At 64.4% G+C, this 21,327-nt stretch carries 20 protein-coding genes, 3 tRNA genes and 3 rRNA genes; 14 read left to right on the top strand and 12 right to left on the bottom strand.

Annotated features, from left to right (window positions below):
* Positions 1 to 59: 59 nt before the first annotated feature.
* The 3 genes from NKH51_RS14125 to lpdA all read left to right on the top strand — a co-directional run bounded on the left by NKH51_RS14125 (position 60) and on the right by lpdA (position 3,692).
* Positions 60 to 1,037: an ABC transporter ATP-binding protein gene (locus NKH51_RS14125; protein WP_254765156.1), complete on the top strand. Its 978-nt coding sequence runs from the start codon at positions 60 to 62 to the stop codon at positions 1,035 to 1,037.
* Positions 1,034 to 1,909 carry an ABC transporter permease gene (locus tag NKH51_RS14120; RefSeq protein WP_254762320.1) on the top strand — a complete coding sequence of 292 codons (876 nt, stop codon included), beginning with the start codon at positions 1,034 to 1,036 and terminating at the stop codon, positions 1,907 to 1,909. Before NKH51_RS14125 ends, NKH51_RS14120 begins: the two co-directional genes overlap by 4 nt.
* A gap of 313 nt (positions 1,910 to 2,222) precedes the next feature.
* A complete protein-coding gene (lpdA, locus tag NKH51_RS14115; RefSeq protein WP_254762319.1) occupies positions 2,223 to 3,692 on the top strand; it encodes a dihydrolipoyl dehydrogenase in 1,470 nt (489 codons plus the stop codon).
* A 90-nt stretch (positions 3,693 to 3,782) separates the two neighbouring features.
* Here the strand turns inward: lpdA and NKH51_RS14110 are convergent, their stop codons facing one another.
* Positions 3,783 to 4,079 (bottom strand): DUF7521 family protein, encoded by a 297-nt coding sequence (locus NKH51_RS14110; protein ID WP_254762318.1) that lies wholly within the window; start codon positions 4,077 to 4,079, stop codon positions 3,783 to 3,785.
* The gene (locus tag NKH51_RS14105) at positions 4,076 to 4,453 is read right to left on the bottom strand and encodes a winged helix-turn-helix domain-containing protein (RefSeq protein WP_254762317.1); all 378 of its coding nucleotides are present in this window, start codon (positions 4,451 to 4,453) and stop codon (positions 4,076 to 4,078) included. Before NKH51_RS14105 ends, NKH51_RS14110 begins: the two co-directional genes overlap by 4 nt.
* 876 nt (positions 4,454 to 5,329) lie before the next feature.
* On the opposite strand from NKH51_RS14105, the gene NKH51_RS14100 reads away from it, so the two are divergent.
* From NKH51_RS14100 to NKH51_RS14080, 5 genes are all read left to right on the top strand, one after another.
* A 16S ribosomal RNA gene (locus NKH51_RS14100) occupies positions 5,330 to 6,801 on the top strand.
* A 137-nt stretch (positions 6,802 to 6,938) separates the two neighbouring features.
* Positions 6,939 to 7,010 (top strand) — tRNA-Ala (locus NKH51_RS14095).
* A gap of 224 nt (positions 7,011 to 7,234) precedes the next feature.
* Positions 7,235 to 10,154, top strand: a 23S ribosomal RNA gene (locus tag NKH51_RS14090).
* A 124-nt stretch (positions 10,155 to 10,278) separates the two neighbouring features.
* Positions 10,279 to 10,400, top strand: a 5S ribosomal RNA gene (gene rrf, locus NKH51_RS14085).
* The 16S, 23S and 5S rRNA genes sit together here with 2 tRNA genes alongside, the layout of an rRNA operon.
* Before the next feature lie 136 nt (positions 10,401 to 10,536).
* Positions 10,537 to 10,612, top strand: a tRNA-Cys gene (locus NKH51_RS14080).
* Between the two features lie 300 nt (positions 10,613 to 10,912).
* Here the strand turns inward: NKH51_RS14080 and NKH51_RS14075 are convergent.
* The 3 genes from NKH51_RS14075 to NKH51_RS14065 form a co-directional block, all read right to left on the bottom strand.
* Positions 10,913 to 10,986: transfer RNA gene (locus NKH51_RS14075), tRNA-Lys, on the bottom strand.
* Between the two features lie 59 nt (positions 10,987 to 11,045).
* Positions 11,046 to 11,741 carry a DUF7119 family protein gene (locus NKH51_RS14070; RefSeq protein WP_254762316.1) on the bottom strand — a complete coding sequence of 232 codons (696 nt, stop codon included), beginning with the start codon at positions 11,739 to 11,741 and terminating at the stop codon, positions 11,046 to 11,048.
* 56 nt (positions 11,742 to 11,797) lie between these two features.
* Positions 11,798 to 11,938 (bottom strand): hypothetical protein, encoded by a 141-nt coding sequence (locus NKH51_RS14065; RefSeq protein WP_254762315.1) that lies wholly within the window; start codon positions 11,936 to 11,938, stop codon positions 11,798 to 11,800.
* 595 nt (positions 11,939 to 12,533) lie between these two features.
* On the opposite strand from NKH51_RS14065, the gene NKH51_RS14060 reads away from it, so the two are divergent.
* From NKH51_RS14060 to NKH51_RS14045, 4 genes are all read left to right on the top strand, one after another.
* Positions 12,534 to 12,815, top strand: a complete 282-nt coding sequence (locus NKH51_RS14060; protein ID WP_254762314.1) for a DUF6360 family protein — start codon at positions 12,534 to 12,536, stop codon at positions 12,813 to 12,815.
* A 122-nt stretch (positions 12,816 to 12,937) separates the two neighbouring features.
* Positions 12,938 to 13,411, top strand: a complete 474-nt coding sequence (rimI, locus tag NKH51_RS14055; protein WP_254762313.1) for a ribosomal protein S18-alanine N-acetyltransferase — start codon at positions 12,938 to 12,940, stop codon at positions 13,409 to 13,411.
* Between the two features lie 42 nt (positions 13,412 to 13,453).
* A complete protein-coding gene (locus tag NKH51_RS14050; RefSeq protein WP_254762312.1) occupies positions 13,454 to 13,894 on the top strand; it encodes a DUF5810 domain-containing protein in 441 nt (146 codons plus the stop codon).
* A 25-nt stretch (positions 13,895 to 13,919) separates the two neighbouring features.
* Entirely contained in the window at positions 13,920 to 14,339 is a 420-nt protein-coding gene (locus NKH51_RS14045) for a DUF5809 family protein (RefSeq protein WP_254762311.1), read from the top strand.
* Positions 14,340 to 14,363: 24 nt separating this feature from the next.
* Here NKH51_RS14045 and NKH51_RS14040 read toward each other — a convergent pair whose 3' ends face one another.
* Positions 14,364 to 14,555, bottom strand: coding sequence for a hypothetical protein (locus tag NKH51_RS14040; protein WP_254762310.1), 192 nt, complete (start codon positions 14,553 to 14,555; stop codon positions 14,364 to 14,366).
* A gap of 45 nt (positions 14,556 to 14,600) precedes the next feature.
* Between NKH51_RS14040 and NKH51_RS14035 the strand changes: the two genes are divergently transcribed.
* Positions 14,601 to 15,182: an NUDIX hydrolase gene (locus NKH51_RS14035; protein WP_254762309.1), complete on the top strand. Its 582-nt coding sequence runs from the start codon at positions 14,601 to 14,603 to the stop codon at positions 15,180 to 15,182.
* A 78-nt stretch (positions 15,183 to 15,260) separates the two neighbouring features.
* Positions 15,261 to 15,635 carry a rhodanese-like domain-containing protein gene (locus NKH51_RS14030; protein ID WP_254762308.1) on the top strand — a complete coding sequence of 125 codons (375 nt, stop codon included), beginning with the start codon at positions 15,261 to 15,263 and terminating at the stop codon, positions 15,633 to 15,635.
* A 146-nt stretch (positions 15,636 to 15,781) separates the two neighbouring features.
* Here NKH51_RS14030 and yciH read toward each other — a convergent pair whose 3' ends face one another.
* From yciH to NKH51_RS14000, 6 genes are all read right to left on the bottom strand, one after another.
* Positions 15,782 to 16,075, bottom strand: coding sequence for a stress response translation initiation inhibitor YciH (yciH, locus tag NKH51_RS14025; RefSeq protein ID WP_254521485.1), 294 nt, complete (start codon positions 16,073 to 16,075; stop codon positions 15,782 to 15,784).
* A 161-nt stretch (positions 16,076 to 16,236) separates the two neighbouring features.
* The gene (locus NKH51_RS14020) at positions 16,237 to 18,540 is read right to left on the bottom strand and encodes a transglutaminase TgpA family protein (RefSeq protein WP_254762307.1); all 2,304 of its coding nucleotides are present in this window, start codon (positions 18,538 to 18,540) and stop codon (positions 16,237 to 16,239) included.
* On the bottom strand, positions 18,537 to 19,607 hold the full coding sequence (locus tag NKH51_RS14015; protein ID WP_254765155.1) for a DUF58 domain-containing protein: 1,071 nt from the start codon (positions 19,605 to 19,607) through the stop codon (positions 18,537 to 18,539). The genes NKH51_RS14020 and NKH51_RS14015 overlap by 4 nt, the downstream gene beginning before the upstream one ends.
* Before the next feature lie 2 nt (positions 19,608 to 19,609).
* The gene (locus tag NKH51_RS14010; RefSeq protein ID WP_254762306.1) at positions 19,610 to 20,590 is read right to left on the bottom strand and encodes an AAA family ATPase; all 981 of its coding nucleotides are present in this window, start codon (positions 20,588 to 20,590) and stop codon (positions 19,610 to 19,612) included.
* Positions 20,591 to 20,799: 209 nt separating this feature from the next.
* Positions 20,800 to 20,994: a cold-shock protein gene (locus NKH51_RS14005; protein ID WP_049991716.1), complete on the bottom strand. Its 195-nt coding sequence runs from the start codon at positions 20,992 to 20,994 to the stop codon at positions 20,800 to 20,802.
* A gap of 96 nt (positions 20,995 to 21,090) precedes the next feature.
* Positions 21,091 to 21,309, bottom strand: coding sequence for a DUF7573 domain-containing protein (locus NKH51_RS14000; protein ID WP_254762305.1), 219 nt, complete (start codon positions 21,307 to 21,309; stop codon positions 21,091 to 21,093).
* Positions 21,310 to 21,327: the final 18 nt, after the last annotated feature.

Raw genomic sequence — 21,327 nt, 5'->3', positions numbered from 1 at the left:
TCCGACCGTGAAATCGTGGCCGATGGACTATTCGTATGCCAACTGAAGTCGCCGATGAGATGACCGCGATAGAGACGTCCGGTTTGACGAAGGAGTACGGCGATCTTACCGCCGTCGACGACCTCGATCTGACCGTCGACGACGGCGAGGTGTTCGGCTTCCTCGGACCGAACGGGGCCGGGAAGTCGACGACGATCAACATGCTACTGGACTTCACGCGTCCGACGGCGGGCTCGGCGACAGTGCTCGGCTACGACGCCCAGGCCGAGGCCGACGAGATCAGCCCCCGCGTCGGCGTCCTTCCCGAGGGATTCGATATCTACCCGCGCCTGTCGGGGCGGCGCCACGTCGAGTTCGCGATCGAAACGAAAGACGCGGCCGACGACCCCGACGAGATCATCGAGCGCGTCGGGCTCTCGAGTGCGGACGCCGCGCGGCCAGCCGGCGACTACTCGAAGGGAATGGTCCAGCGGCTCGCGACCGGCATGGCGCTGGTCGGCGACCCCGACCTGCTGATCATGGACGAGCCCTCGAGCGGGCTCGATCCCCACGGCATCCGCGAGATGCAGGAACTCGTCCGCAGCGAGGCCGAGCGCGGGACGACCGTCTTCTTCTCGAGTCACATCTTAGAGCACGTCGAGGCCGTCTGCGACCGCGTCGGCGTGTTGAACGAGGGCGAACTCGTCGCCGTCGACACGATCGCAGGCCTCCGCGACGAACTCGGTGGCGGCGCGACGATGACGCTCACGCTCGGCGGCCCCGCCGTCGACCGGCGAACGGTGGCCGACGACGTGCCGGGCGTCACCGACGTGACCGCGTCCGGGCACACGCTCGAGTGTACGATCTCCGACCCGACCGCCAAAGCCGGCGTCGTGATCGCGCTCGCTGACGCCGGCGCGACGATCGAGGACGTGCGACTCGAGGAGGTCTCGCTCGAGTCGCTGTTCACCGCGCTGACGAACGGCGACGCGGCCGAGGCGGCGGCGAACACCGAGACGCCGGAGTCCCTCGAGGCGGAGACAGGGGTGGCGCGATGACCTCGCATATCACCACCGTCGCCCGCAAGGAGTTCGACGACGCCGGCCGGTCGAAGCTCCTCTGGTCGCTGATCGGGTTGCTCGTCGGCCTCGTCGTCATCGGCTACGTCGCGATCTGGTATTCGGTCGACGACGTGACCGCGGCCGAGGTGTTGAGCTTCCTCGGGACGCCGCTGCAGGTGATCCTCCCGGTCGCCGCGCTGATCGCGGGCTACATGGCCGTCGTGGGAGAGCGCCGGTCGGGCAGCGTCAAACTCCTGCTCGGCCTGCCGCCCAACCGGACCGACGTGGTCTTCGGCAAACTGCTCGGTCGCATGGGCGTCGTCGGCGTCGCCGTCGGCCTCGCCTTTCTCACCTCGCTCGTGCTCGGCGCGCTGTTTTTCGGCTCGGTCCCGTTCGTCGACTGGCTCGGCTTCGCCGCCGTCTCCGTGCTGTTCGGGACGACGTTCGTCGGACTGGCCGTCGGCGTCTCGGCCGGCGTCTCCACCCGCGGCAAGTCGATGGCCATCGTCGTCGGCCTCTACATGATCTTCGTCGCGCTGTGGGAACTGCTCACCGCCGGGCCGTACTACCTCATCTACGACGAGCCCGTGCCGGTCGAGGCCGAAACGTGGTTCCTCGTCCTCGAGCAGTTCAACCCGATCCTCGCGTACACCAACCTGGCCAGTTCGATCGTCGAAGGCTCGATCTTCCCCTTCCAGTTCCGCTACGGCCTCCAGTCGATGGAAGCCTCTGGCATGACTCCCGCCGAGCGCTATCCGGGCGACGCACCCTTCTACCTCGAGGACTGGTTCGGCGTCGTCGTCCTGCTGTGCTGGCTGGTCGTGCCCGTCGCGATCGGCTACTATCGGTTCCAACGGACCGATCTGTGAGTTCGCCGGCCAGTGGCGCCAAATGGGAACCGATCGCTCGGATGTCGCCACGGATGTCATCGAGCTCGCCGGACCGCTGACGCTCGATGGTGATCCGTTTCTGGGAGTCGACAGTTATCTGACTGCCCGCGAGTGCTCTTCGGGCGCCACCGTACTCGGCGATCGAACGCGACCGCAATATCAGCCGGACGGTCCCGTACGCATCTCGGACGTTCTCGTCGCCCCATCGAGTGTTCGCCCATCGCCTCGTTTCCCGCTCGTCTGCCGTCGCCAAGGAATACCTACAGTATCCTTCGGCCCTTTCGTTCGCGTAATGGTCGTCGGAGACGTCACCACTGGGACGGACGTACTGGTCATCGGCGCGGGGCCCGCCGGCTACGTGGCCGCGATCCGCGCCGGACAGCTCGATCTGGACGTCACGCTCGTCGAGAGAGACGCTTACGGCGGGACCTGCCTGAACTACGGCTGTATCCCGTCGAAAGCGCTGATCACCGCGACGGGCCTCGCCCACGAGGCCGCCACCGCCGAGGAAATGGGCATCCACGCCGAGCCGGCGGTCGACCTCGCCGGCATGATGGACTGGAAAGACGGCGTCGTCGACCAACTCACGAGCGGCGTCGAGAAGCTCTGTAAGGCCAATCAGGTGAACCTGCTCGAGGGAACCGCTCGCTTCGCGGACGAGAACACCGTTCGCGTCTCCCACAGCGGCGAGGGACAGGGCTCGGAGACCCTCGAGTTCGAGCACGCGATCGTCGCGACCGGTTCCCGCCCGATCGAGATCCCGAACTTCGAGTTCGCCGACGAGCCCGTCCTGGACTCGAGACAGGCACTCGCCCTCGAGTCCGTTCCCGACTCGCTGGTCGTCGTCGGCGCCGGCTACATCGGGATGGAACTTGCGAGCGTCTTCGCCAAACTGGGGACCGACGTGACCGTCCTCGAGATGCTCGACTCGATCCTTCCGGGATACGACGAGGATCTCAAACGACCCGTGAAGCAGCGGGCGACCGATCTCGGGATCGAGTTCGAGTTCGGCTACACTGCGTCGGACTGGCACGACCGCGAGGATGGCGGGGTCCGCGTCGTCGCCGAGCCCGCCGACCAGCCAGCCGCCGACGGTGGCGGCGAGGCGACGCAGGTCACCGACGAGCGCCTCGAGTTCGACGCCGAGAACGTACTCGTGGCCGTCGGCCGCGAACCGGTCTCGGACACGCTCGACCTCGAGGAAGCCGGCATCGAGACCGACGACCGCGGATTCATCGCGACCGATTCGCGCGCACGCACGAACGTTGGTCACATCTTCGCCGTGGGCGATGTCGCCGGCGAACCGATGCTTGCCCACAAGGGAAGCGCCGAGGGGAAAGTCGCTGCCGAGGTGATCGCCGGCGAACCCGCGGCGCTCGACCACCAGGCGATGCCGGCCGTCGTCTTCACCGACCCCGAGATCGCCACCGTCGGGATGAGCGAATCCGACGCCGAGGACGCCGGTTTCGAGACCGCGATCGGGACGTTCCCCGTCCGCGCCAGCGGCCGCGCGCTGACGACCGGCCACGACGACGGCTTCGTCAAGGTCGTCGCCGACGAGACCGAGGGGTATCTGCTCGGCGCGTCGATCGTCGGTCCGGAGGCGTCGGAACTGATCGCCGAACTCGGGCTCGCGATCGAGTTGGGGGCGACCCTCGAGGACGTCGCCGCGACCGTCCACGCCCACCCGACGCTCTCGGAGTCGGTGATGGAAGCCGCCGAGAACGCGCTCGGTCACGCGATTCACACGCTGAATCGGTGACGAGGGACGCTGTCGGGACACGGTTTCCCGCGTTCGCGTGGCGACTCGCGACCTCGAGATGTGGCAGAGACGACGAGTTTCAGAGACGACCTACTGGACGTACAGCGAGTAGGCGATCACCAGAAAACCGACGAGGACGAGACAGCTCTCGAGCAGGATTCCTGTCGCGAGTTCCACGCCGAGGACCTCGTATAGCATGCCCGCCAGCACCAGCCCGAGCGTGACGAGTCCGAACCCGGCCGTGAGATAGCCGAGTGCTGGCTGCCGTGTCCGACGGTACGCCTTGAACGCGAAGTACGTGATGACGCTCCCCACGACGAGCACGAGCGTCTTGACAACCGCCAGCGCGAGCATCATCCCGGCCGATCCGCTGGGGAATGGATTCATGTTTCTTTTCGCACCTCCGACCACAGTTCCGCGAGCCGCTCGTCTGCCGTCCGGGCCGGCCGCTCGATCTGGACGGTCAGCGATCGATCCTCGTCCAACGAGAGCGTGATCTCGTCGAAGGCGATCGAGTACTTGCTCGCGTGGTGGCCGTCCTGGCGGATCTCGGTCGACTCCTCGAGCAGGGTCGACTCGGTCAGTAACTCGAGCTTTCGGTACAGCGTCGACTGCGGGATCTCACATTGCTTCGTTAACTCCGAGGCCGTCATCGGCTCCTCGAGCTTCCGGATGATCTCGCGGCAGTCGGGATCGTCCAGCGCAGAGCAGATTTCCTCTGCGGACGGCGTCGACTCCGAAGCGAACGGGTCCCGGACCATTCGTCTGCCCCTTACAACGCACGTGGTTTATCGGCATCGATGCGTGCCCCGCGACACGACACCTTCTTGCGCGTGTGCGCTCGAGTGCGACCACGCGGGTATCATCCGGCCCGACCGTACCTTCGAGGGTGGGATGACCGGCCGACCTCCGCCCGCGTGACATTCTGCTGAACAGATATCGCCGCTCGCTCGCGCTAACTCCTTTATTAGTGTCAGCGAGGTCACCTTCTCGTGGAAAACCGTGCCATGGTATCGGGTTCCGATGGCCGCTCGAGACGACGGCCTTATATGTGAACCCGGCCTTCGACATTAATGCGAACGACGTGGCGCACGCCGCCACGTTCCCTCCGGCCGAAACCCGGCGCGGAGGTAGGCACTGCATCCACCCTCTGACACGCCGTCGGTTCGATCCGATGGCCTTATCAGTATACGGGCGTTCCGGAAAAGATGTGCTCGCGGCCGGCATCGCCGGCCGCAGCGATCCGACGCCTTTATACGTATCAGGGCGTTCAGTTTGGATCGCACACACCCTCGCCGGATGCGGTTTCCGGCGTGGGAACGATCCGACGCCCTTAAGTGTACGAGGGCACTCGGATGTGACGTGAACGGCGGCCCGCTTTCAGCGGGCTGCCAGCTCGGACGAGAAGGGTTCGAAGGGGTTATGTACCCCTGGTGGCCTATGAATACGTCCGAAGGAAATGAGGATCCTACCCCTGCGGTCCGCCGTACAGATGGGATCTGATGTTAGCCTTGGTAGTTCGGTGACGCCCGACTGGTCATCGCGACCGACTGCGTCATCGAACGTGGACCATATAGCGAAGTGTGAGTGTGTACCTACATTCACCGCCAACCTCCCCGGCTCTGCCGGGGAAGAGCATTCCGGTTGATCCTGCCGGAGGTCATTGCTATTGGAGTCCGATTTAGCCATGCTAGTTGCACGAGTTCAGACTCGTAGCAGATAGCTCAGTAACACGTGGCCAAACTACCCTATGGATCCGAACAACCTCGGGAAACTGAGGCTAATTCGGAATACCGTTCACAGCCTGGAGTGGCGTGAACGCGAAACGCTCCGGCGCCATAGGATGTGGCTGCGGCCGATTAGGTAGACGGTGGGGTAACGGCCCACCGTGCCTGTAATCGGTACGGGTTGTGAGAGCAAGAGCCCGGAGACGGTATCTGAGACAAGATACCGGGCCCTACGGGGCGCAGCAGGCGCGAAACCTTTACACTGCACGAGAGTGCGATAAGGGGACTCCAAGTGCGAGGGCATATAGTCCTCGCTTTTCACCACCGTAAGGTGGTGGTGGAATAAGTGCTGGGCAAGACCGGTGCCAGCCGCCGCGGTAATACCGGCAGCACGAGTGATGACCGCTCTTATTGGGCCTAAAGCGTCCGTAGCTGGCCGCGCAAGTCCATCGGGAAATCCGCGCGCTTAACGCGTGGGCGTCCGGTGGAAACTGCGTGGCTTGGGACCGGAAGACCAGAGGGGTACGTCTGGGGTAGGAGTGAAATCCCGTAATCCTGGACGGACCACCGGTGGCGAAAGCGCCTCTGGAAGACGGATCCGACGGTGAGGGACGAAAGCTCGGGTCACGAACCGGATTAGATACCCGGGTAGTCCGAGCTGTAAACGATGTCTGCTAGGTGTGGCACTGGCTACGAGCCAGTGCTGTGCCGTAGGGAAGCCGTGAAGCAGACCGCCTGGGAAGTACGTCCGCAAGGATGAAACTTAAAGGAATTGGCGGGGGCACTACAACCGGAGGAGCCTGCGGTTTAATTGGACTCAACGCCGGACATCTCACCAGCATCGACAATGTGCTGTGAAGGTCAGGTTGATGACCTTACTGGAGCCATTGAGAGGAGGTGCATGGCCGCCGTCAGCTCGTACCGTGAGGCGTCCTGTTAAGTCAGGCAACGAGCGAGACCCGCACTCCTAATTGCCAGCAACACCCTTGTGGTGGTTGGGTACATTAGGAGGACTGCCAGTGCCAAACTGGAGGAAGGAACGGGCAACGGTAGGTCAGTATGCCCCGAATGTGCTGGGCGACACGCGGGCTACAATGGCCGAGACAGTGGGATGCAACCCCGAAAGGGGGCGCTAATCTCCGAAACTCGGTCGTAGTTCGGATTGAGGACTGAAACTCGTCCTCATGAAGCTGGATTCGGTAGTAATCGCCGTTCAGAAGACGGCGGTGAATACGTCCCTGCTCCTTGCACACACCGCCCGTCAAAGCACCCGAGTGGGGTCCGGATGAGGCCGACGTAACGTCGGTCGAATCTGGGCTCCGCAAGGGGGCTTAAGTCGTAACAAGGTAGCCGTAGGGGAATCTGCGGCTGGATCACCTCCACAGACCGGGACTGGGGCGACGCCCCAGCCCACACGGTTCGCGTTCGATCGACCACGTCGTCCGACCGGCCGATCGGGCACCTTTGAACTACCAAGGCTAACACTAGATGTCCCATCGCGTCCAAGCGCGATGGGAGTGGGCCCATAGCTCAGTGGGAGAGTGCCTCCTTTGCAAGGAGGATGCCCAGGGTTCGAATCCCTGTGGGTCCATCACTCGGTGGAAATCTCGGATCGTGCCCCTTAAGTGGGGCAAGGCCCGACGATTGAATCCGAACGAAACCGATGCACCAGCCCGTGTAAACGTGGCTGGGAAGGGTTAATGCAGGCCGGCCGTCTACCGGCGTGCAGATGAGACCGTGTGTACGTGTAGTCCAGGCGTCCACTGGACCCGTTCCCGGGTCACGATGTTGCACTTCGGTGCAACGCCGATCCGATGAACGTGGCTACTGTGCCAGCTGGTGGATCGCTCGGCTTGAGAGCTGAAGAAGGACGTGCCAAGCTGCGATAAGCCTATGGGAGCCGCACGGAGGCGAAGAACATAGGATCTCCGAATGGGAATCCCCACCGCAATTGCTTCGCGCAATGGGGAACGTCGAGAATTGAAACATCTTAGTATCGACAGGAAAAGAAAACGAATGTGATGTCGTTAGTAATGGCGAATGAACGCGATACAGTCCAAACCGAAGCCTTCACGGGCAATGTGGTGTTCGGACTGACGATCACTTCCCGAACCGCGACACGAAGTCTCTTGGAATAGAGCACGAGACAGGGTGACAGTCCCGTACTGTCGATTAGTAAGGAACGAGTCAGCTCCAGAGTAGCGGGGGTTGGATATCCCTCGTGAATTTCGCGGGCATCGACCGCGAAGACTAAACACTCCTCAAGACCGATAGCGAACAAGTAGCGTGAGCGAACGCTGAAAAGCACCCCAAGAAGGGAGGTGCAATAGGGCGTGAAATCAGTTGGCGATGGAGCGACAGGGCATAGAAGGTCCCGGACAAAACGAACCAGGCGCGAGCCTCAAGTAGGAAGTTTGGGAAGCCGATGTTCTGTCGTACGTTTTGAAAAACGAACCAGGGAGTGTGCCTGTTTGACGAGTCTAACTCGATTATCGAGGAAGGCGAAGGGAAACCGACATGGCCGCAGTCTTACGACGAGGGCCGCCGTGTTCAAGCGCGGGGAGTCAAACGGGCACGACCCGAAACCGGACGATCTACGCAAGGGCAAGGTGAAGCGTGCCGAAAGGCACGTGGAGGCCTGTTAGAGTTGGTGTCCTACAATACCCTCTCGTGACCTTTGTGTAGGGGTGAAAGGCCCATCGAGTCCGGAAACAGCTGGTTCCAACCGAAACATGTCGAAGCATGACCTCTGCCGAGGTAGTTCGTGGGGTAGAGCGACGGATTGGGGGACCGCACTCCGAGAGGAGTGCGCCCCCCTGTCCAACTCCGAACCTACGAACGCCGTTTGACGCAGGGAGTCCGGTGCGCGGGGTAAGCCTGTGTACCGTGAGGGAGACAACCCAGAGCTGGGTTAAGGTCCCCAAGTGTGGATTAAGTGCGATCGAAGGTGGTCTCAAGCCCTAGACAGCCGGGAGGTGAGCTTAGAAGCAGCTACCCTCTAAGAAAAGCGTAACAGCTTACCGGCCGAGGTTTGAGGCGCCCAAAATGATCGGGGCTCAAATCCACCACCGAGACCTAGCAGTGCGGATCAAACCGCAATCTTGTAGGTTGGCGTTCTGTTCGGGTGGAAGCACGGCTGAGAAGTCGTGTGGACCGTTCAGTAACGAAAATCCTGGTCATAGTAGCAGCGTTAGTCGGGTTAGAACCCCGACGGCCGAACGAGTAAGGGTTCCTCAGCAATGCTAATCAGCTGAGGGTTAGCCGGTCCTAAGTCAGCCCGTAAGTCGAAGCTGACAACAGGGAAATAGGTTAATATTCCTATGCCAGTGTGCACTCAAAGCCGACGCTTTGGGGCCGCCTCTGCCGGGCCTTCGCCCGGTCGAACAGTCGAAATTCGTGGAAGCCGTAATGGCACGAAGCGAACGAATGGCTGGATAGCGTAAGAGAGGCCAACCTAGAGCCCGTGAAAAGGCAAGCACACTGTCCGTACCGAGATCCGACACAGGTACTCGTGGCGGCGAAAGCCAAGGTCTGTCGGGAGTAACCGACGTTAGGGAATTCGGCAAGTTAGTCCCGTACGTTCGCAATAAGGGATGCCTGCCCCGCGAAGGGGCAGGTCGCAGTGACTCGGGCGCTCCGACTGTCTAGTAACAACATAGGTGACCGCAAATCCGCAAGGACTCGTACGGTCACTGAATCCTGCCCAGTGCAGGTATCTGAACACCCCGTACAAGGGGACGAAGGACCTGTTAACGGCGGGGGTAACTATGACCCTCTTAAGGTAGCGTAGTACCTTGCCGCTTCAGTAGCGGCTTGCATGAATGGATCAACGAGAGCGCCACTGTCCCAACGTTGGGCCCGGTGAACTGTACGTTCCAGTGCGGAGTCTGGAGACCCCCAAGGGGAAGCGAAGACCCTATAGAGCTTTACTGCAGGCTGTCACTGAGACGTGGTCGCCATTGTGCAGCATAGGTAGGAGCCGTTACACAGGTACCCGCGCTAGCGGGCCACCGAGGCAGCATTGAAATACTACCCGATGGTGACTGCGACTCTCACTCCTGGCGGAGGACACTGGTAGCCGGGCAGTTTGACTGGGGCGGTACGCGCCTGAAAAGATATCGGGCGCGCCCCAAGATTTCCTCACTCGGGTCGGAGACCCGAGGAAGAGCGCAAGAGCAAAAGGAAGTCTGACAGTGTCCGGCACAACGACGGACGCTGACGCGAAAGCGTGGTCTAGCGAACCAATTAGGCTGCTTGATGCGGCCAATTGCTGACAGAAAAGCTACCTTAGGGATAACAGAGTCGTCACCCGCAAGAGCACATATCGACCGGGTGGCTTGCTACCTCGATGTCGGTTCCCTCCATCCTGCCCGTGCAGAAGCGGGCAAGGGTGAGGTTGTTCGCCTATTAAAGGAGGTCGTGAGCTGGGTTTAGACCGTCGTGAGACAGGTCGGCTGCTATCTATTGGGGGTGTTACGGTATCTGACGGGAACGTTCGTATAGTACGAGAGGAACTACGAATGGGTGCCACTGGTGTACCGGTTGTTCGAAAGAGCACGTGCCGGGCAGCCACGCACCACGGGGTAAGAGCTGAACGCATCTAAGCTCGAAACCCACCTGAAAAAGAGATACCACCGAGATCACTCGTAGAAGACGAGTTCGATAGACTCGGGGTGTACGCGCCAAGGCAACGAGGCGTTGAGCCCGCGAGCACTAACCGATCGAGCCACACACTCATACTACATCGCATTGGATCCGTGACGCGAGAACGGGTCCGGACGCAAACTGGACTACACGTACATGACGGTCAGACACCACCGATATTGGCATGATCGCGGTTCGATTCCGTGAATCGGCGTTAAGGCGGCCACAGCGGCGAGGTTCCTCCCGTACCCATCCCGAACACGGAAGATAAGCTCGCCTGCGTTTCGGTCAGTACTGGAGTGCGCGAGCCTCTGGGAAATCTGATTCGCCGCCGACCACTCATACTTCATTTCAAGCCTCACAGCGTCGCGGTTAGCGCTGTGGGGCTTTTTGCAGTTTTATACGAAATACTGAGTAGACCGTTCGTGTCGTACCGCTATGCTTAAACGAACGCAGTGACAACGGTAGAACGCGCCAAGGTGGCAGAGTCCGGCCGAACGCAGCGGCCTGCAGAGCCGCCCACCGCCGGTTCAAATCCGGCCCTTGGCTTTCTCATGAGACACTTTCGTCGAGCCGAAGCGCTCGAGACCGTTTCGAGAGTACTATCGAGACGGCTGACACTGTACTGACACCCGCTCCGCTCGAGCAGCACGAGTCTCGTCTCCTCCATTGATCGGCCTCGAGAGATCGTGCTGGCGTCCGCGGTTCGTGGTGCATTCTACTCGGTACGGGGAAGGGCGCAACTCGAACGCACGGTCGATCGCTTCGCTCGTGAGACGGTGCATGCTCTGCGTTCAAATCCCGTCGGTTCCGGCACGACAACTCACGAATTTCTTTGGCGTCAGAAAGCGGGCCGGGCGCGATTTGAACACGCGACCGTCTGGTTAAAAGCCAGACGCTCTGCCAAACTGAGCTACCGGCCCTGTAGTTTCCCTTTCCGGCGAGTAGCGGTTAAACGTTTCTTTCTCCGCTGCCTGTGGGCTCACTCGAGATACTGTTCGAGGGCCTCGGTGACGAGCTGACCGGGATCGACACCGTCGATGGAGGCGCGCCGCCGGAGGTCGCGGTAGGTGCTCGGCGACAGGGTAAGCTCGAGTCGGCCGAGGGTGATGCCGTGGTCTGCGAGGGCCTGGTCGAGGGGGGTATCGTCGTTGACGGCGCTGGCAACGCTGCGGACGTCGCGGACGGTGAGGTTGCCGTCGAGGGTGGCCCACGCGAGGAGGAGTCTCGCTTCGCCGGCGACGCGGGCGATGTGTTTGGCGGCGGTCGGTGCGATCTGGCCGAGTGCGACCTGTTTGCGGACTGATCGGGGGAGGTCGTGAACGCGGGCCCACTTTCGGATAAACGAGACGGTGGCGTCGCCGCCGGCGCGTTCGGCGGCAGCTTTGTACGAGCCTTCACCGCGGACGAGGGCGGCACAGGCGGCCGCGCCGCGGAGCATGAAGAGATGGTCGTCGCCGCTGTCGCCGCCGGCGAACTGGCGGACGGTTTCGGCGGCATCGGCGAGGCTGTCGGGATCGTCGGGATCGAACTGAACGGCCTCGCGGGCGCGAGTTCCGGCGACCGATTCGTCGCCCCGGATTACGGGTGCGCCGACGGGCGATTCGCGGTCCGTCGGAATCGATCGACCGTTCTCGCCGCGGCGGTTCGAACGATCGCCGGGTCGATTGTCGGTCATGAATCTCGGTAGGAGGCTTGCCGTAAAAAGGTCGTTGCCCAGGCGAAACGAGCGTGTTACTCCTCGCGTTTCTCGGCGAGGTGTTCCCAGATCTCCGTACAGCCGGCACCTTCTTCGATATCGTCGAGGTGGGCGTCATCGCGCTCCTCACCTTCCTGCTCGGCCGGCTCCGGCTTACATTCGGCTGCATCTGTCATGGAACCTGTTTCGAACCCTATCGGCATAAGTACCGCTTCGGCTGCAAGCGATACCCGTGTTCACTCGTAGCGGAGCATTATGCCGCTATCCCCGACGAAAACTCAGCGGGCGTGAGTGTCTCGCGTTCCGTGTCGCGACATCGCTTCCGTCGCGTAACTCTCGGCGATGTGCGAGTCGACCGTCGTACAGATCGTCGGTGTCGGCATCTGGTCGGTCGGTGCGACAGAACGACGGTGCGATCCGTACGTGGGGTGGTCATGTCCGGCAGCGCCCGCGTACGGGACTCGAGTCCATCATCGTGGGAACGTATCGTCTTGCGTCGGCCGGTTATTTCGCTCACACGCCGGAGATGCCGGCCGGTATCCTCCGTCGTTCTGAGGGATATGATAGCGCCGGATGAGCCGTTTTCTCGTCTCTTGATCGCTTTCGAACCGCAGTCGCTTGCCGGTCCTTTATCCGGAAACAGTTGCCGCTAGAACGTGCACTCGAGAGGGGAACGGAGGCAGCGGACCGACTCGAGGGTCGTTCGATCGCGGTCTCGTCGTTCGGGAGAGCCGGCAGTATAAGTACTCGCGCCGTGAGACTCGAGGTAGCATGTCCGATCGACTGATGACGGTCAACGCGTACACGACGCTGGATTACGTCGAGGGGAAAGCGATCGGTGAGGCTTTCGAGTGGGAGTCCGTCGCCGTCGTGAACGCGACCGCCGACCGCGAGGCCCCCGACAGCGTTCGCCTCCAGCTCGAACTGGACAACCTCGCGGAGGAGTATCTGCCAAAGCACATGCAGGAACTCGAGCTGACGCCGTCGCAGGCGCGCGCTCTGGCGGCGGACCTCGAGAAACACGCCGATCGCGTCGAGAGCGCGACGGAGTAGCGGTCTCGCAGGAACGCTGCCGAGGTTCGTGTCCGTGCCTTTTTGCCGGTCTGCTCGGCGTTCACTCGAGCGGCGCTGCCGGGACGGTACGGCTTTTACCGTTCCGCGCGTTACCCCTTGATGTGACGACGCACGCCCGCGAGGACGGCGACGAGGTGTCGATCAGGCCCGCGGAGCGTGCGGATCTCCTCGCTGTCGTTCGCATCGAGAACGACTCGTTCGCTCAGCCCTGGCCGTACGACGCGTTCGAGCAGTTCCTCGGCGAACCCGGCTTCCTCGTCGCTCAGACGGGCGGCGAGATCGCCGGCTACGTCGTCGCCGACGTCACGCAGCAGGTCGGCCGCTCGCTCGGCCACGTCAAGGACATCGCCGTCCACACGGACCACCGCGGGGCGGGCGTCGGTTCGGCGCTTCTCTCCCGCTCGCTCGGCGTCCTCGCCGCCCGCGGTGCCGAGACGGTCAAACTCGAGGTTCGGCGATCGAACGACGAGGCGAAACGGCTCTACCGGCAGTTCGGGTTCGAACCGCTCCGGCGGGTGCCCGGCTACTACGGCAACGACGAGGACGCGATCGTGATGATTCGGAAACTCGGCTGAGGTCGGCGGGACGTTTTAGCGGCTGGGTCCGTACGCTCACCTATGGGATACGCTTGTCCGGTCTGCGACGCCGAGGAGGCGGACGCGGTCCACCTCGCGAACCACCTCGCGATCACCGCCTCGCTCGGTCGCGAAGAGCACCGCGCGTGGCTCGAAGAGCACGCGCCCGACTGGAGCGACTGCAGCCCCGAGGAACTCGGCGAACTCGTCAGTCCCCACGCCGAAGAGACCGACACGCCGGATTTCGACACGGCCGGCCACCAGCACGGCTACGATCCTGGCCGTCCGGACTCGCTCGAGGGGGGTATTGCACGCCAGAGCCGCGGGCCGGGGCGTGGCTCGATGACCGCCGAAACCGAGAACGTCCTGCAAGAAGCGGCCGAGTTGACCCGCGAGATGCAGGACGGCAACGGGGCCGACGCGGACGAGGGGGCGGCCTCGGACGGTGACGGCGGGGACCCCGAGTCGAACGAAAACGCGTAACTGCCCGTCGACCCACCGTGTGGGTATGCACACGGTCGGGACGGTTTCGCCGGCGTCGGCAGAGGCGGCACGCAAACGCTACGAGGAGGTCGGCCCCGCGGCACAGACGGTCGTCCGCGAAGTCGCGAAGGCCATGGCGTTCGACCGCGACGAGTACGACGAGCGCGTCACCGGCGAGGTCGTCGAAACCGCCCGCGACGCCCTCTTCGCGAGTCTGCTCGAGGTCCACGTCGGGAGCCGCGAGGAGTTCGAGGAGTGGCGCGAGTCCTCCGACGGCGAGGTGACGACGGTCGGGAGCGAGAACGTCGACCGCGTCGTCTGGCACGTCGGTCCCGAGAGCGAAGCCGTCGCGGCGACGTTTCAAAACGAGGAAGACGCGGCGATCGCGACGCTCCGACGGCAGGCGTTCGGCCGGCTCTACCGGCCGCTCGTCGACCGGTCCTGACCCCTTCGATTGGTAGTGAGCCGGTTACGGTGGCTGCGCCTCGTCGCCATCGAGTTCGGTTTCGGCCTCCGGGTCGAATTGCCCGTCGCCCTCGAGCGCGGCGGTCGGTGACGTGTCGGTCGCGACGGCGCAGTCGATACCGCTCTCCTCGCGCTCGAGAAACTGCATCACGAGGTCGCAGAGTGCGCGGTCGTCGTCGACGTGGCGGATCGACATCGGTCGAAACGCCACCTATTACCCGCTCGCGGACGCAGGTCCGCTATGACTGTCCCCGACGAGTGGGCGCTTCTCGAGGAGCACACCGAGTACGAGACCGGCTGGTACGACGGCGGCTACGACCTGCTCGAGCAGCCCGACGGGAGCGAGAAACGCTACTACTGGGCGGAACTGCCGTCCGCGGTCGTCGTGGTCGCGCGGATCGACGCGGACGTCATCGCGGATGCCGACGACGCCGATTCCGCGGACAGCGACCGCCTCCTGTTCGTCGAGCAGTATCGGCCGACGATCCGCGAGACCCACCTCGAGCTCCCAGCGGGGATCGTCGAGGACGGCGAGTCCTACACCGGGGCTGCGGCCCGCGAACTCGAGGAGGAGACCGGCTTTCGACCGACGAGCACCGCGCTCCTTCAGGAGTACGCCGTCGCGACTGGCGTCCTCCGTCACGACCGCGGCGTCGTCTACGCCGAGGGCCTCGAGCCCGGCGAGCGCGAACTCGACAACAACGAGTTCCTCGAGGTGACGACTGTCCCGGTCGACGAGGCGCTCGAGCGGGCCCGCGAACGGCCGGCGAACGATTCGACGCTCTCGGCGCTGTTGCTGGCGAAAGAAGACGGCCTCCTGTAGCCCGGCCCGGCGGAGGACCGCTCTTCGGCCGTCCTCGGACCCGTATCCTTATTCGGCGCGCCGCCTAACGCGCCGGTAATGGACGGCGAAATCTCCACCGACGAGGTCAAGGAACTCCTCGACGACGGCGCCGACGTGCGCATCGTCGACATCCGCGACGAGCGCAACTTCGCGCACAGTCACATTCCCGGCAGCGAGAACATCCCCTTCCACGAACTCACGAACCGGGTCGACGAACTCGAGGACGCCGACCGGATCGTCACCGTCTGTCCCCATGGCAAGGCGAGCGTTCAGGCCGCACAGCTCATCGGTTCGTACGAGGGAACGGCGGACGCCCGCGTCGAGAGCATGGACGGCGGCCTCGAGAAGTACGGAATGAAGTTCGGGCTGGCTCGCGACGACGGCGACGAGTCGGTGGACGGCGAATCGGCCGAGCGCGAATCGCCGTTCTGATCGCGGATCGACCGCGGATCCGTTCGTAATCGACTCGTTCGACAGTTCGATCGGCAGCGACGCAACTGGCCGGTAGCGGCGTCGAAAAGGTAGTGAACGCGCGGCGCGGTCGTGGGGTCGGAAGTCGTCTCAGAGCATCGCGGGCATTATGCGACGTTGAAGCCGCGGTCCCGAAGGAAGTCCTCGATGCGGCCGGTGTGATTGCCCTGAAGTTCGATGTGGTCGTCCTCGACGGTGCCACCACAGGCGAACTTGGACTTGAGATCCGACGAGAGACTGTCGAGATCGACGTCCTTCGGATCGAATCCTTCGACGATCGTTACCTCTTTACCGTATCTGCGCTCGTCAATGCGGATGTTGAGTTGCTGTTGGCCCTTGGCCACGTCCTCGCAGACGCAGAGTTCTTGGGGCAGCCCGCACGTCGAGCAGACTTCCGACATTACGTTCGTAGCTATGAAACGGGCATATTAAACACTATCGGGACCCGCATGCCCTCGCGTGGTTCTTTTTGAGTGTGCAGGGGGATTTCGGCTGGATAGAAGTGGGAAATCGACGCCGAGGGCCCGTCCTCGAATGATGCCGCTCGATCCGGCGACCAGGTTCAGGGAAGGCGGCGGACGATCGGCAGCCGGGCACGAGCGAGGTCGTCGACGATCGACACCGCCTCGTCGGCGGCCGATCGGCTCACGCCGTCGCCGTAAACCGCCCGTTCGTAGCATTCGAGGACCCGCTCGGTTCGGGGATCGATCGATTCGCCGTCGTCCCCGTCGGCCGCTTTCGAGAGCGCCGTTAGATACGCGCGAGCCGACTCCGAGCGGCGTCGCGGCCTGTACTGCCGGGCGAAGAGTCGCTCGAGCCGACGGAACGCGCGCTCGGCGTCCCGGTCGGGATCGCCTCGCGAGCCGTGCCAGTAGATGCCGAGCTCGCGGCGAGCGCGCCCGGTCGCGCCGGTCCGGCGTGCGCCGGCGGCGAGACCGACGAACAGGACGAGCCCGATCGCGGCCGTCTCGCGCGTGATCGTGACGATGCGGGAGAGCCACGAGCGACGGTCGTCGCCGTCGCTCTCGTTCGGTCCGCTGTCGATGTCGGGCGAGGACTCGTTCGGCTCGGTCGGCGGCTCCTCCGACGGCGGCGTCTCGTTTCGCGTTCCCGGATCGGACGGCGATTCGTTCGGGGTCCCCTGATCCGTGTCGGACGTGTCGTTGGGCGTCTCGTCGGGCTCGTCGCGGATCGGTTCGTCCTCGCTTTCCGGAATGTCAGCGGCCTCGTTGCCGTTCATGCGAGCCTGCTGGAGCCGCTCCGTGTGAACCTCACTTCGCGATTGGCCGGGCGTCGGATCGAACCGCACCCAGCCGTGGTCGGGGAAGTAGACCTCGACCCAGGAGTGGGCATCGAGCCCGCGGACGAGGTATTCGTCGTCGTCGATTCGCTGCCCACTCGTGTAGCCGGTAACGTAGCGGGCCGGGATCCCCTCTTCGCGGAGCATCTGGGTCATCGTCGTCGCGAAGTAGACGCAATACCCCGCGTCCATCTCGAGCAAGAACCCTTCGGCGACGTTGCTGGGAGGCTGCGAGACATCCAGCGAGTACGTCTTCGTCGACTCGAGGTGGTCTTCGATCGCGACCGCGGCCTCGTAGGGGGTGTCGGCCTCGGCCGTGATCTCGGCGGTGCGCTGGCGGAACTCGCTCGAGGTCCCTTCCGGCGTCTGGAGGTAGTGGTCGGCGACTTCGTCGGGGTAGTCGGTCCCGGCGGTTCGGAGCCGAGCCGGCCGGGGGTCGACGATCGCGCTCTCGACGCCGTAGCTCATCCCCTTCTCGAGCGGCGCGTCCGGCCGCGGCTGGTCGTGGGCGGAGAGCAGTGCGCGCTTGGCGGCGTCGTCACCGAGCGACACCGGCTGCGGCGCGACGGGCATGATGCCCAGTTTCGTCTCGGCGGTGACGGTGTACTCGACGGTCTCGTAGTCTCCGGGCGGAGAGGCGATCCTGCTGCCGTCGTACCGGCTGCTCTGGCCGGTTCGCACCCACTCGTCGCCGGTGAACCGGTCGTAGACGCCCGTCCGCCAGTACGACGGCTCGTCGGACTCGACCGTGAACCGGACCTCCGGCGAGAGGTCGACCTGTCCGGAGATCCCCGACCGCTGGGGCGCGGTGTCGAGCGTCGCCTCGAGCGTGCCGTCTCCGCCCTGGACGAGGTGGGTCGGCCCGGACGGGTCGCCGGGAACGGCCGTGACGGTCAGCGAGAGGACGATGGCCAGCGCGAAGAGGGCGGCAAGCAGGTCGGCCTGTGCGATCGAGCCGCCCCGTTTCTCGAGTTCGCCGGCGGCGACGGCCCCGATACCGGCGAGGGTGCCGGCTAACGTGACGAGGGTGCCGGCGTCGCCGGTCAGGACGAGAAAGCCGAGCGCTCCGCCGCCCAGAATGGCGCTCGAGCCGTAGCGGCCCCGGAGGGCGAGATACCACGAGAGGAAGACGGGTGCGGGCGCGAACCCGAGCGTCCAGATCCCCGCCTGAACCATCCGGAGCAGCGGCAGTCCGGTCGCGAGCGCGACGGTGTCGGAGACGATGGCGTCGGTCGACGTGAAGACGACGCCGAGTTCGACGCCGGCCGACGTGAGGTAGTGTGCGAAGCCGAACCCGGCGGCCGACAGCGCGAGGGCGACGGCGGTCCGCGGGCGGACCGCTCGCGCGGTCACCGTCGCGGCGAGGAGCATTCCGCCGACGATCGCGAGCAGCGCCGTGCTCCCGCCGACGACTCGCGTTACCTCGTAGAGCACGCTGACGTACGAGGCAGTCAGGGCGAGCACGCAGGCGAGCGCCAGTCGGCGAAGGGCGCCGGCCTCGAGGGGGCCGCTCGCGCCGACCGATATCGTTCGTTCGCTGGCGCGAGTCGACGAGTCCGTGCTCACGCGTGCACCTCCGTCTCGCCCTCGACGGTACGGCCGGATCGGTCGTTTCGATCGGATCCGCTTCGACGCGCCTCGAGTTCGCCGTCCCGTCCGCCACAGAGCCGGTCGAAGGGGATCTCGCGGTCATCGACGACGATCGTCGTCTCCTCCTCGTCTGTTCGGACTAGTACGTCCGCGTTTTGGCGCGTTCGCTCCGGAAGCTCGCCGGGTTCGGCGACGGCGAGTAGCCCCAGGAGATCGCGGTGATGAGATCGGCCCGACCCGGGCGGGTACGTTCCGTCGGGGACGGTGAGCCCGACCGTCGCGCCCAGTTCGAGTAAAGCGGTCACGACGCTGGCAGCGGCTGACGCCAGCTCGTCATCGCGATCGCTGACGCACTCGGCGGCGACCGTGACGGCTCCGGCGTCCGCCTCGTCGGCGTACTCGACGACGGTCAGTTCGTCGTCGGGGCGCTTGGCGGCGCTCTTCCAGTGGACGTCGCGCAGGGCGTCGCCCCTGCGGTACTCCCGGAGGTGGTCGAACTCCTTGGCGTCGCGGACCGGCGCGACGCTGGCGAGCGTCTGCAGGTCGGCCGTGGGACCCCTGCTCAGGTCGCGGACCCGCGGGTAGACGAGGACGGATGTCGTCTCCTCGTACTCGAATCGCCGCTCGGCGAACCCGAGCACGTCGCTGACAGCGATCGACAGCGGCCCGACGCGGCGGTCGCCCCGCTCCTCGAGTTCCACGTCGTACGCGAACGTCTCCGCGCCGGCGAGGGTGGTCTCGGTGATCGGCTCCTCGGCCGTCGATAGTCCATCGCCGACCGTATCGCGGACGGTCGCGGCGACAGTGCCGTCGCTTTGGATCGCGACCTCGACCTGCCGCCGTTCGCCGATGAACCCCTCGCGGACGGGGTGGCGGTCGACCCGCGGTCGGTCGGCTCGGCCGACGGACAGCAGGCCGGCGAGCACGACGACGGCGAGCGGGACGACGACGGCGTTCAACGCCCGCGGACCGGCCTGCCAGCTCATCGCGACGGCGAGTACGACCACGCCGACGGCGGTCCAGCCGCGGAGCGTGAGTCGCACGTTCATTCGACGGCAACGCGCTCCAAGGCGTCCTCGACGACCGCGGCGCCGTCCCGGTCCCGTCCGGTCGTCTTGATCCGGTGGCTCATCACGACGGGCGCTTCGACCTGAATGTCGTCCGGGAGCACGTACTCGCGGCCGTCGGTGACGGCGCGGGCTTGTGCGGCCCGGAGCAGCGAGATCGTGCCACGTGGGCTGACGCCGATGTGGGCGTTCTCGCGGGTGTAGGCCGCCAGCCGCGTGGCGTATTTCCGAACCGGCTCGCGGACCTGAACCGTCGAGACGGTTTCGCGGGCGGCGACGAGGGTCTCGCGGTCGGTCACCGCCTCGAGCGACTCGATGGGATGGTTGCCGACCGTCCGGCCGAGCAGTTCGGCCTCCTCGTCGGGGTCGGGATAGCCAAGGTGGAGCTTCTTCATGAAGCGGTCGACCTCGGCGAAGGGGAGGTCGTAGGTGCGGTTGGGCTCGACGGCGTTCTGGGTTGCGATGACCGTAAACGGCGTCGGGAGCTCGCGGGTCGTGCCGTCGACGGTGACCTGTCCTTCCTCCATGGCCTCGAGCAAGGCGGCCTGAGTCTTCGGCGGCGCGCGGTTGATCTCGTCGCCCAACACGATGTTGCCGAAGACGGGGCCGGACTGGAACTCGAACTCGCGGGTCTGCTGGTTGAAGACGTTGACGCCAGTGACGTCGGTCGGGAGTAGATCGGGCGTGAACTGGACGCGGCTGAACGTGCAGTCGACGGACTTTGCAATCGAACGCGCGAGCATCGTCTTGCCGACGCCGGGCACGTCGTCGAGGAGGACGTGGCCGCGTGCGAGGACGGCGGTGACGACGTGTTCGATCACGTCCTCGTGGCCGACGATCACGCGCGAAACGTTCGACTCGATGTCGGCACAGAGTCGTTCGACCGCGGCTATCTGGAGGGCGTCACCGTCGGTCGTGGGATCGGTACCTGTCTCCGCTGTCGGATTGGCGTTGGTCATACTCTCAAAGGTATCGCGGGGGACTCGGACGACCCAGTCGGTACGAGAATATCCGTCGCTGCGGACCATAGGTTTTGTGTCATGTGAACTACCGGTTCTGTGAGAAATCCCTCACTGGCGTGCCCCGGCTGCGGCGTCGCGCTCCACAGCCGAGAGCCGCCGCTTCTCGCGTAACGATCTGAAAACGATGCTCCTGTGGAATCGCCTGCCTAGAGCCGCTCGACGTTGGTTGCGCGTGGCCCCTTCTCGGCCTCGACGATTTCGAACTCCAGTTCCTGACCCTCCTCTAAGTCAGGGCCGCCGATGTCCTCCATGTGGAAGAACACGTCCTCGTCCGCGTCGTCGGTCTCGATGAATCCGTAGCCGCCAGTGTCGTTGAAGAATGCGACCGTACCTTTCGCCATTGCAGGTCAATAGAACCACGACAAAAATATAAAGCTTCGGGGGCGCACTCGCCAGGACGGGCCGAGAAGCACGGTGTTACTGCCGGCAGTCGCCGTTTACCACTCCTTGCATTCTGGGCAAACGAAGTCGCCGTCGTCGCGCCAGACCCGCTCGGTCGCCGCTCCGCACCGACCGCAGGTGTACTCGCCCCACGCGTACGTCGAGAACCCGGAATCGCCGGGCGTCGCCTCGAGGGCGTCCTCGGCGTCGCGTGTCTCGTCGACCTCCTCCTCGTCGGTCGGCACGAAGTCGGAGAGCGTCGCGTCGTCGGTCACGGTCGGAGATACGTACGG

The organism is Natrinema marinum (assembly GCF_024296685.1).
Taxonomy (GTDB): domain Archaea; phylum Halobacteriota; class Halobacteria; order Halobacteriales; family Natrialbaceae; genus Natrinema; species Natrinema marinum.
The sequence above is the reverse complement of the archived record's forward strand: the minus strand, read 5'-3'. Positions and strand labels throughout refer to the sequence as shown.

Excerpts from the sequence above, each read along its gene's own strand:
- NKH51_RS14125 (WP_254765156.1), top strand. The coding sequence starts at position 60 with ATGACCGCGATAGAGACGTCCGGTTTGACGAAGGAGTACGGCGATCTT.
- NKH51_RS14120 (WP_254762320.1), top strand. The coding sequence starts at position 1,034 with ATGACCTCGCATATCACCACCGTCGCCCGCAAGGAGTTCGACGACGCC.
- lpdA (WP_254762319.1), top strand. The coding sequence starts at position 2,223 with ATGGTCGTCGGAGACGTCACCACTGGGACGGACGTACTGGTCATCGGC.
- NKH51_RS14110 (WP_254762318.1), bottom strand. The coding sequence starts at position 4,079 with ATGAATCCATTCCCCAGCGGATCGGCCGGGATGATGCTCGCGCTGGCG.
- NKH51_RS14105 (WP_254762317.1), bottom strand. The coding sequence starts at position 4,453 with ATGGTCCGGGACCCGTTCGCTTCGGAGTCGACGCCGTCCGCAGAGGAA.
- NKH51_RS14070 (WP_254762316.1), bottom strand. The coding sequence starts at position 11,741 with ATGACCGACAATCGACCCGGCGATCGTTCGAACCGCCGCGGCGAGAAC.
- NKH51_RS14065 (WP_254762315.1), bottom strand. The coding sequence starts at position 11,938 with ATGACAGATGCAGCCGAATGTAAGCCGGAGCCGGCCGAGCAGGAAGGT.
- NKH51_RS14060 (WP_254762314.1), top strand. The coding sequence starts at position 12,534 with ATGTCCGATCGACTGATGACGGTCAACGCGTACACGACGCTGGATTAC.
- NKH51_RS14050 (WP_254762312.1), top strand. The coding sequence starts at position 13,454 with ATGGGATACGCTTGTCCGGTCTGCGACGCCGAGGAGGCGGACGCGGTC.
- NKH51_RS14045 (WP_254762311.1), top strand. The coding sequence starts at position 13,920 with ATGCACACGGTCGGGACGGTTTCGCCGGCGTCGGCAGAGGCGGCACGC.
- NKH51_RS14040 (WP_254762310.1), bottom strand. The coding sequence starts at position 14,555 with ATGTCGATCCGCCACGTCGACGACGACCGCGCACTCTGCGACCTCGTG.
- NKH51_RS14035 (WP_254762309.1), top strand. The coding sequence starts at position 14,601 with ATGACTGTCCCCGACGAGTGGGCGCTTCTCGAGGAGCACACCGAGTAC.
- NKH51_RS14030 (WP_254762308.1), top strand. The coding sequence starts at position 15,261 with ATGGACGGCGAAATCTCCACCGACGAGGTCAAGGAACTCCTCGACGAC.
- yciH (WP_254521485.1), bottom strand. The coding sequence starts at position 16,075 with ATGTCGGAAGTCTGCTCGACGTGCGGGCTGCCCCAAGAACTCTGCGTC.
- NKH51_RS14010 (WP_254762306.1), bottom strand. The coding sequence starts at position 20,590 with ATGACCAACGCCAATCCGACAGCGGAGACAGGTACCGATCCCACGACC.
- NKH51_RS14005 (WP_049991716.1), bottom strand. The coding sequence starts at position 20,994 with ATGGCGAAAGGTACGGTCGCATTCTTCAACGACACTGGCGGCTACGGA.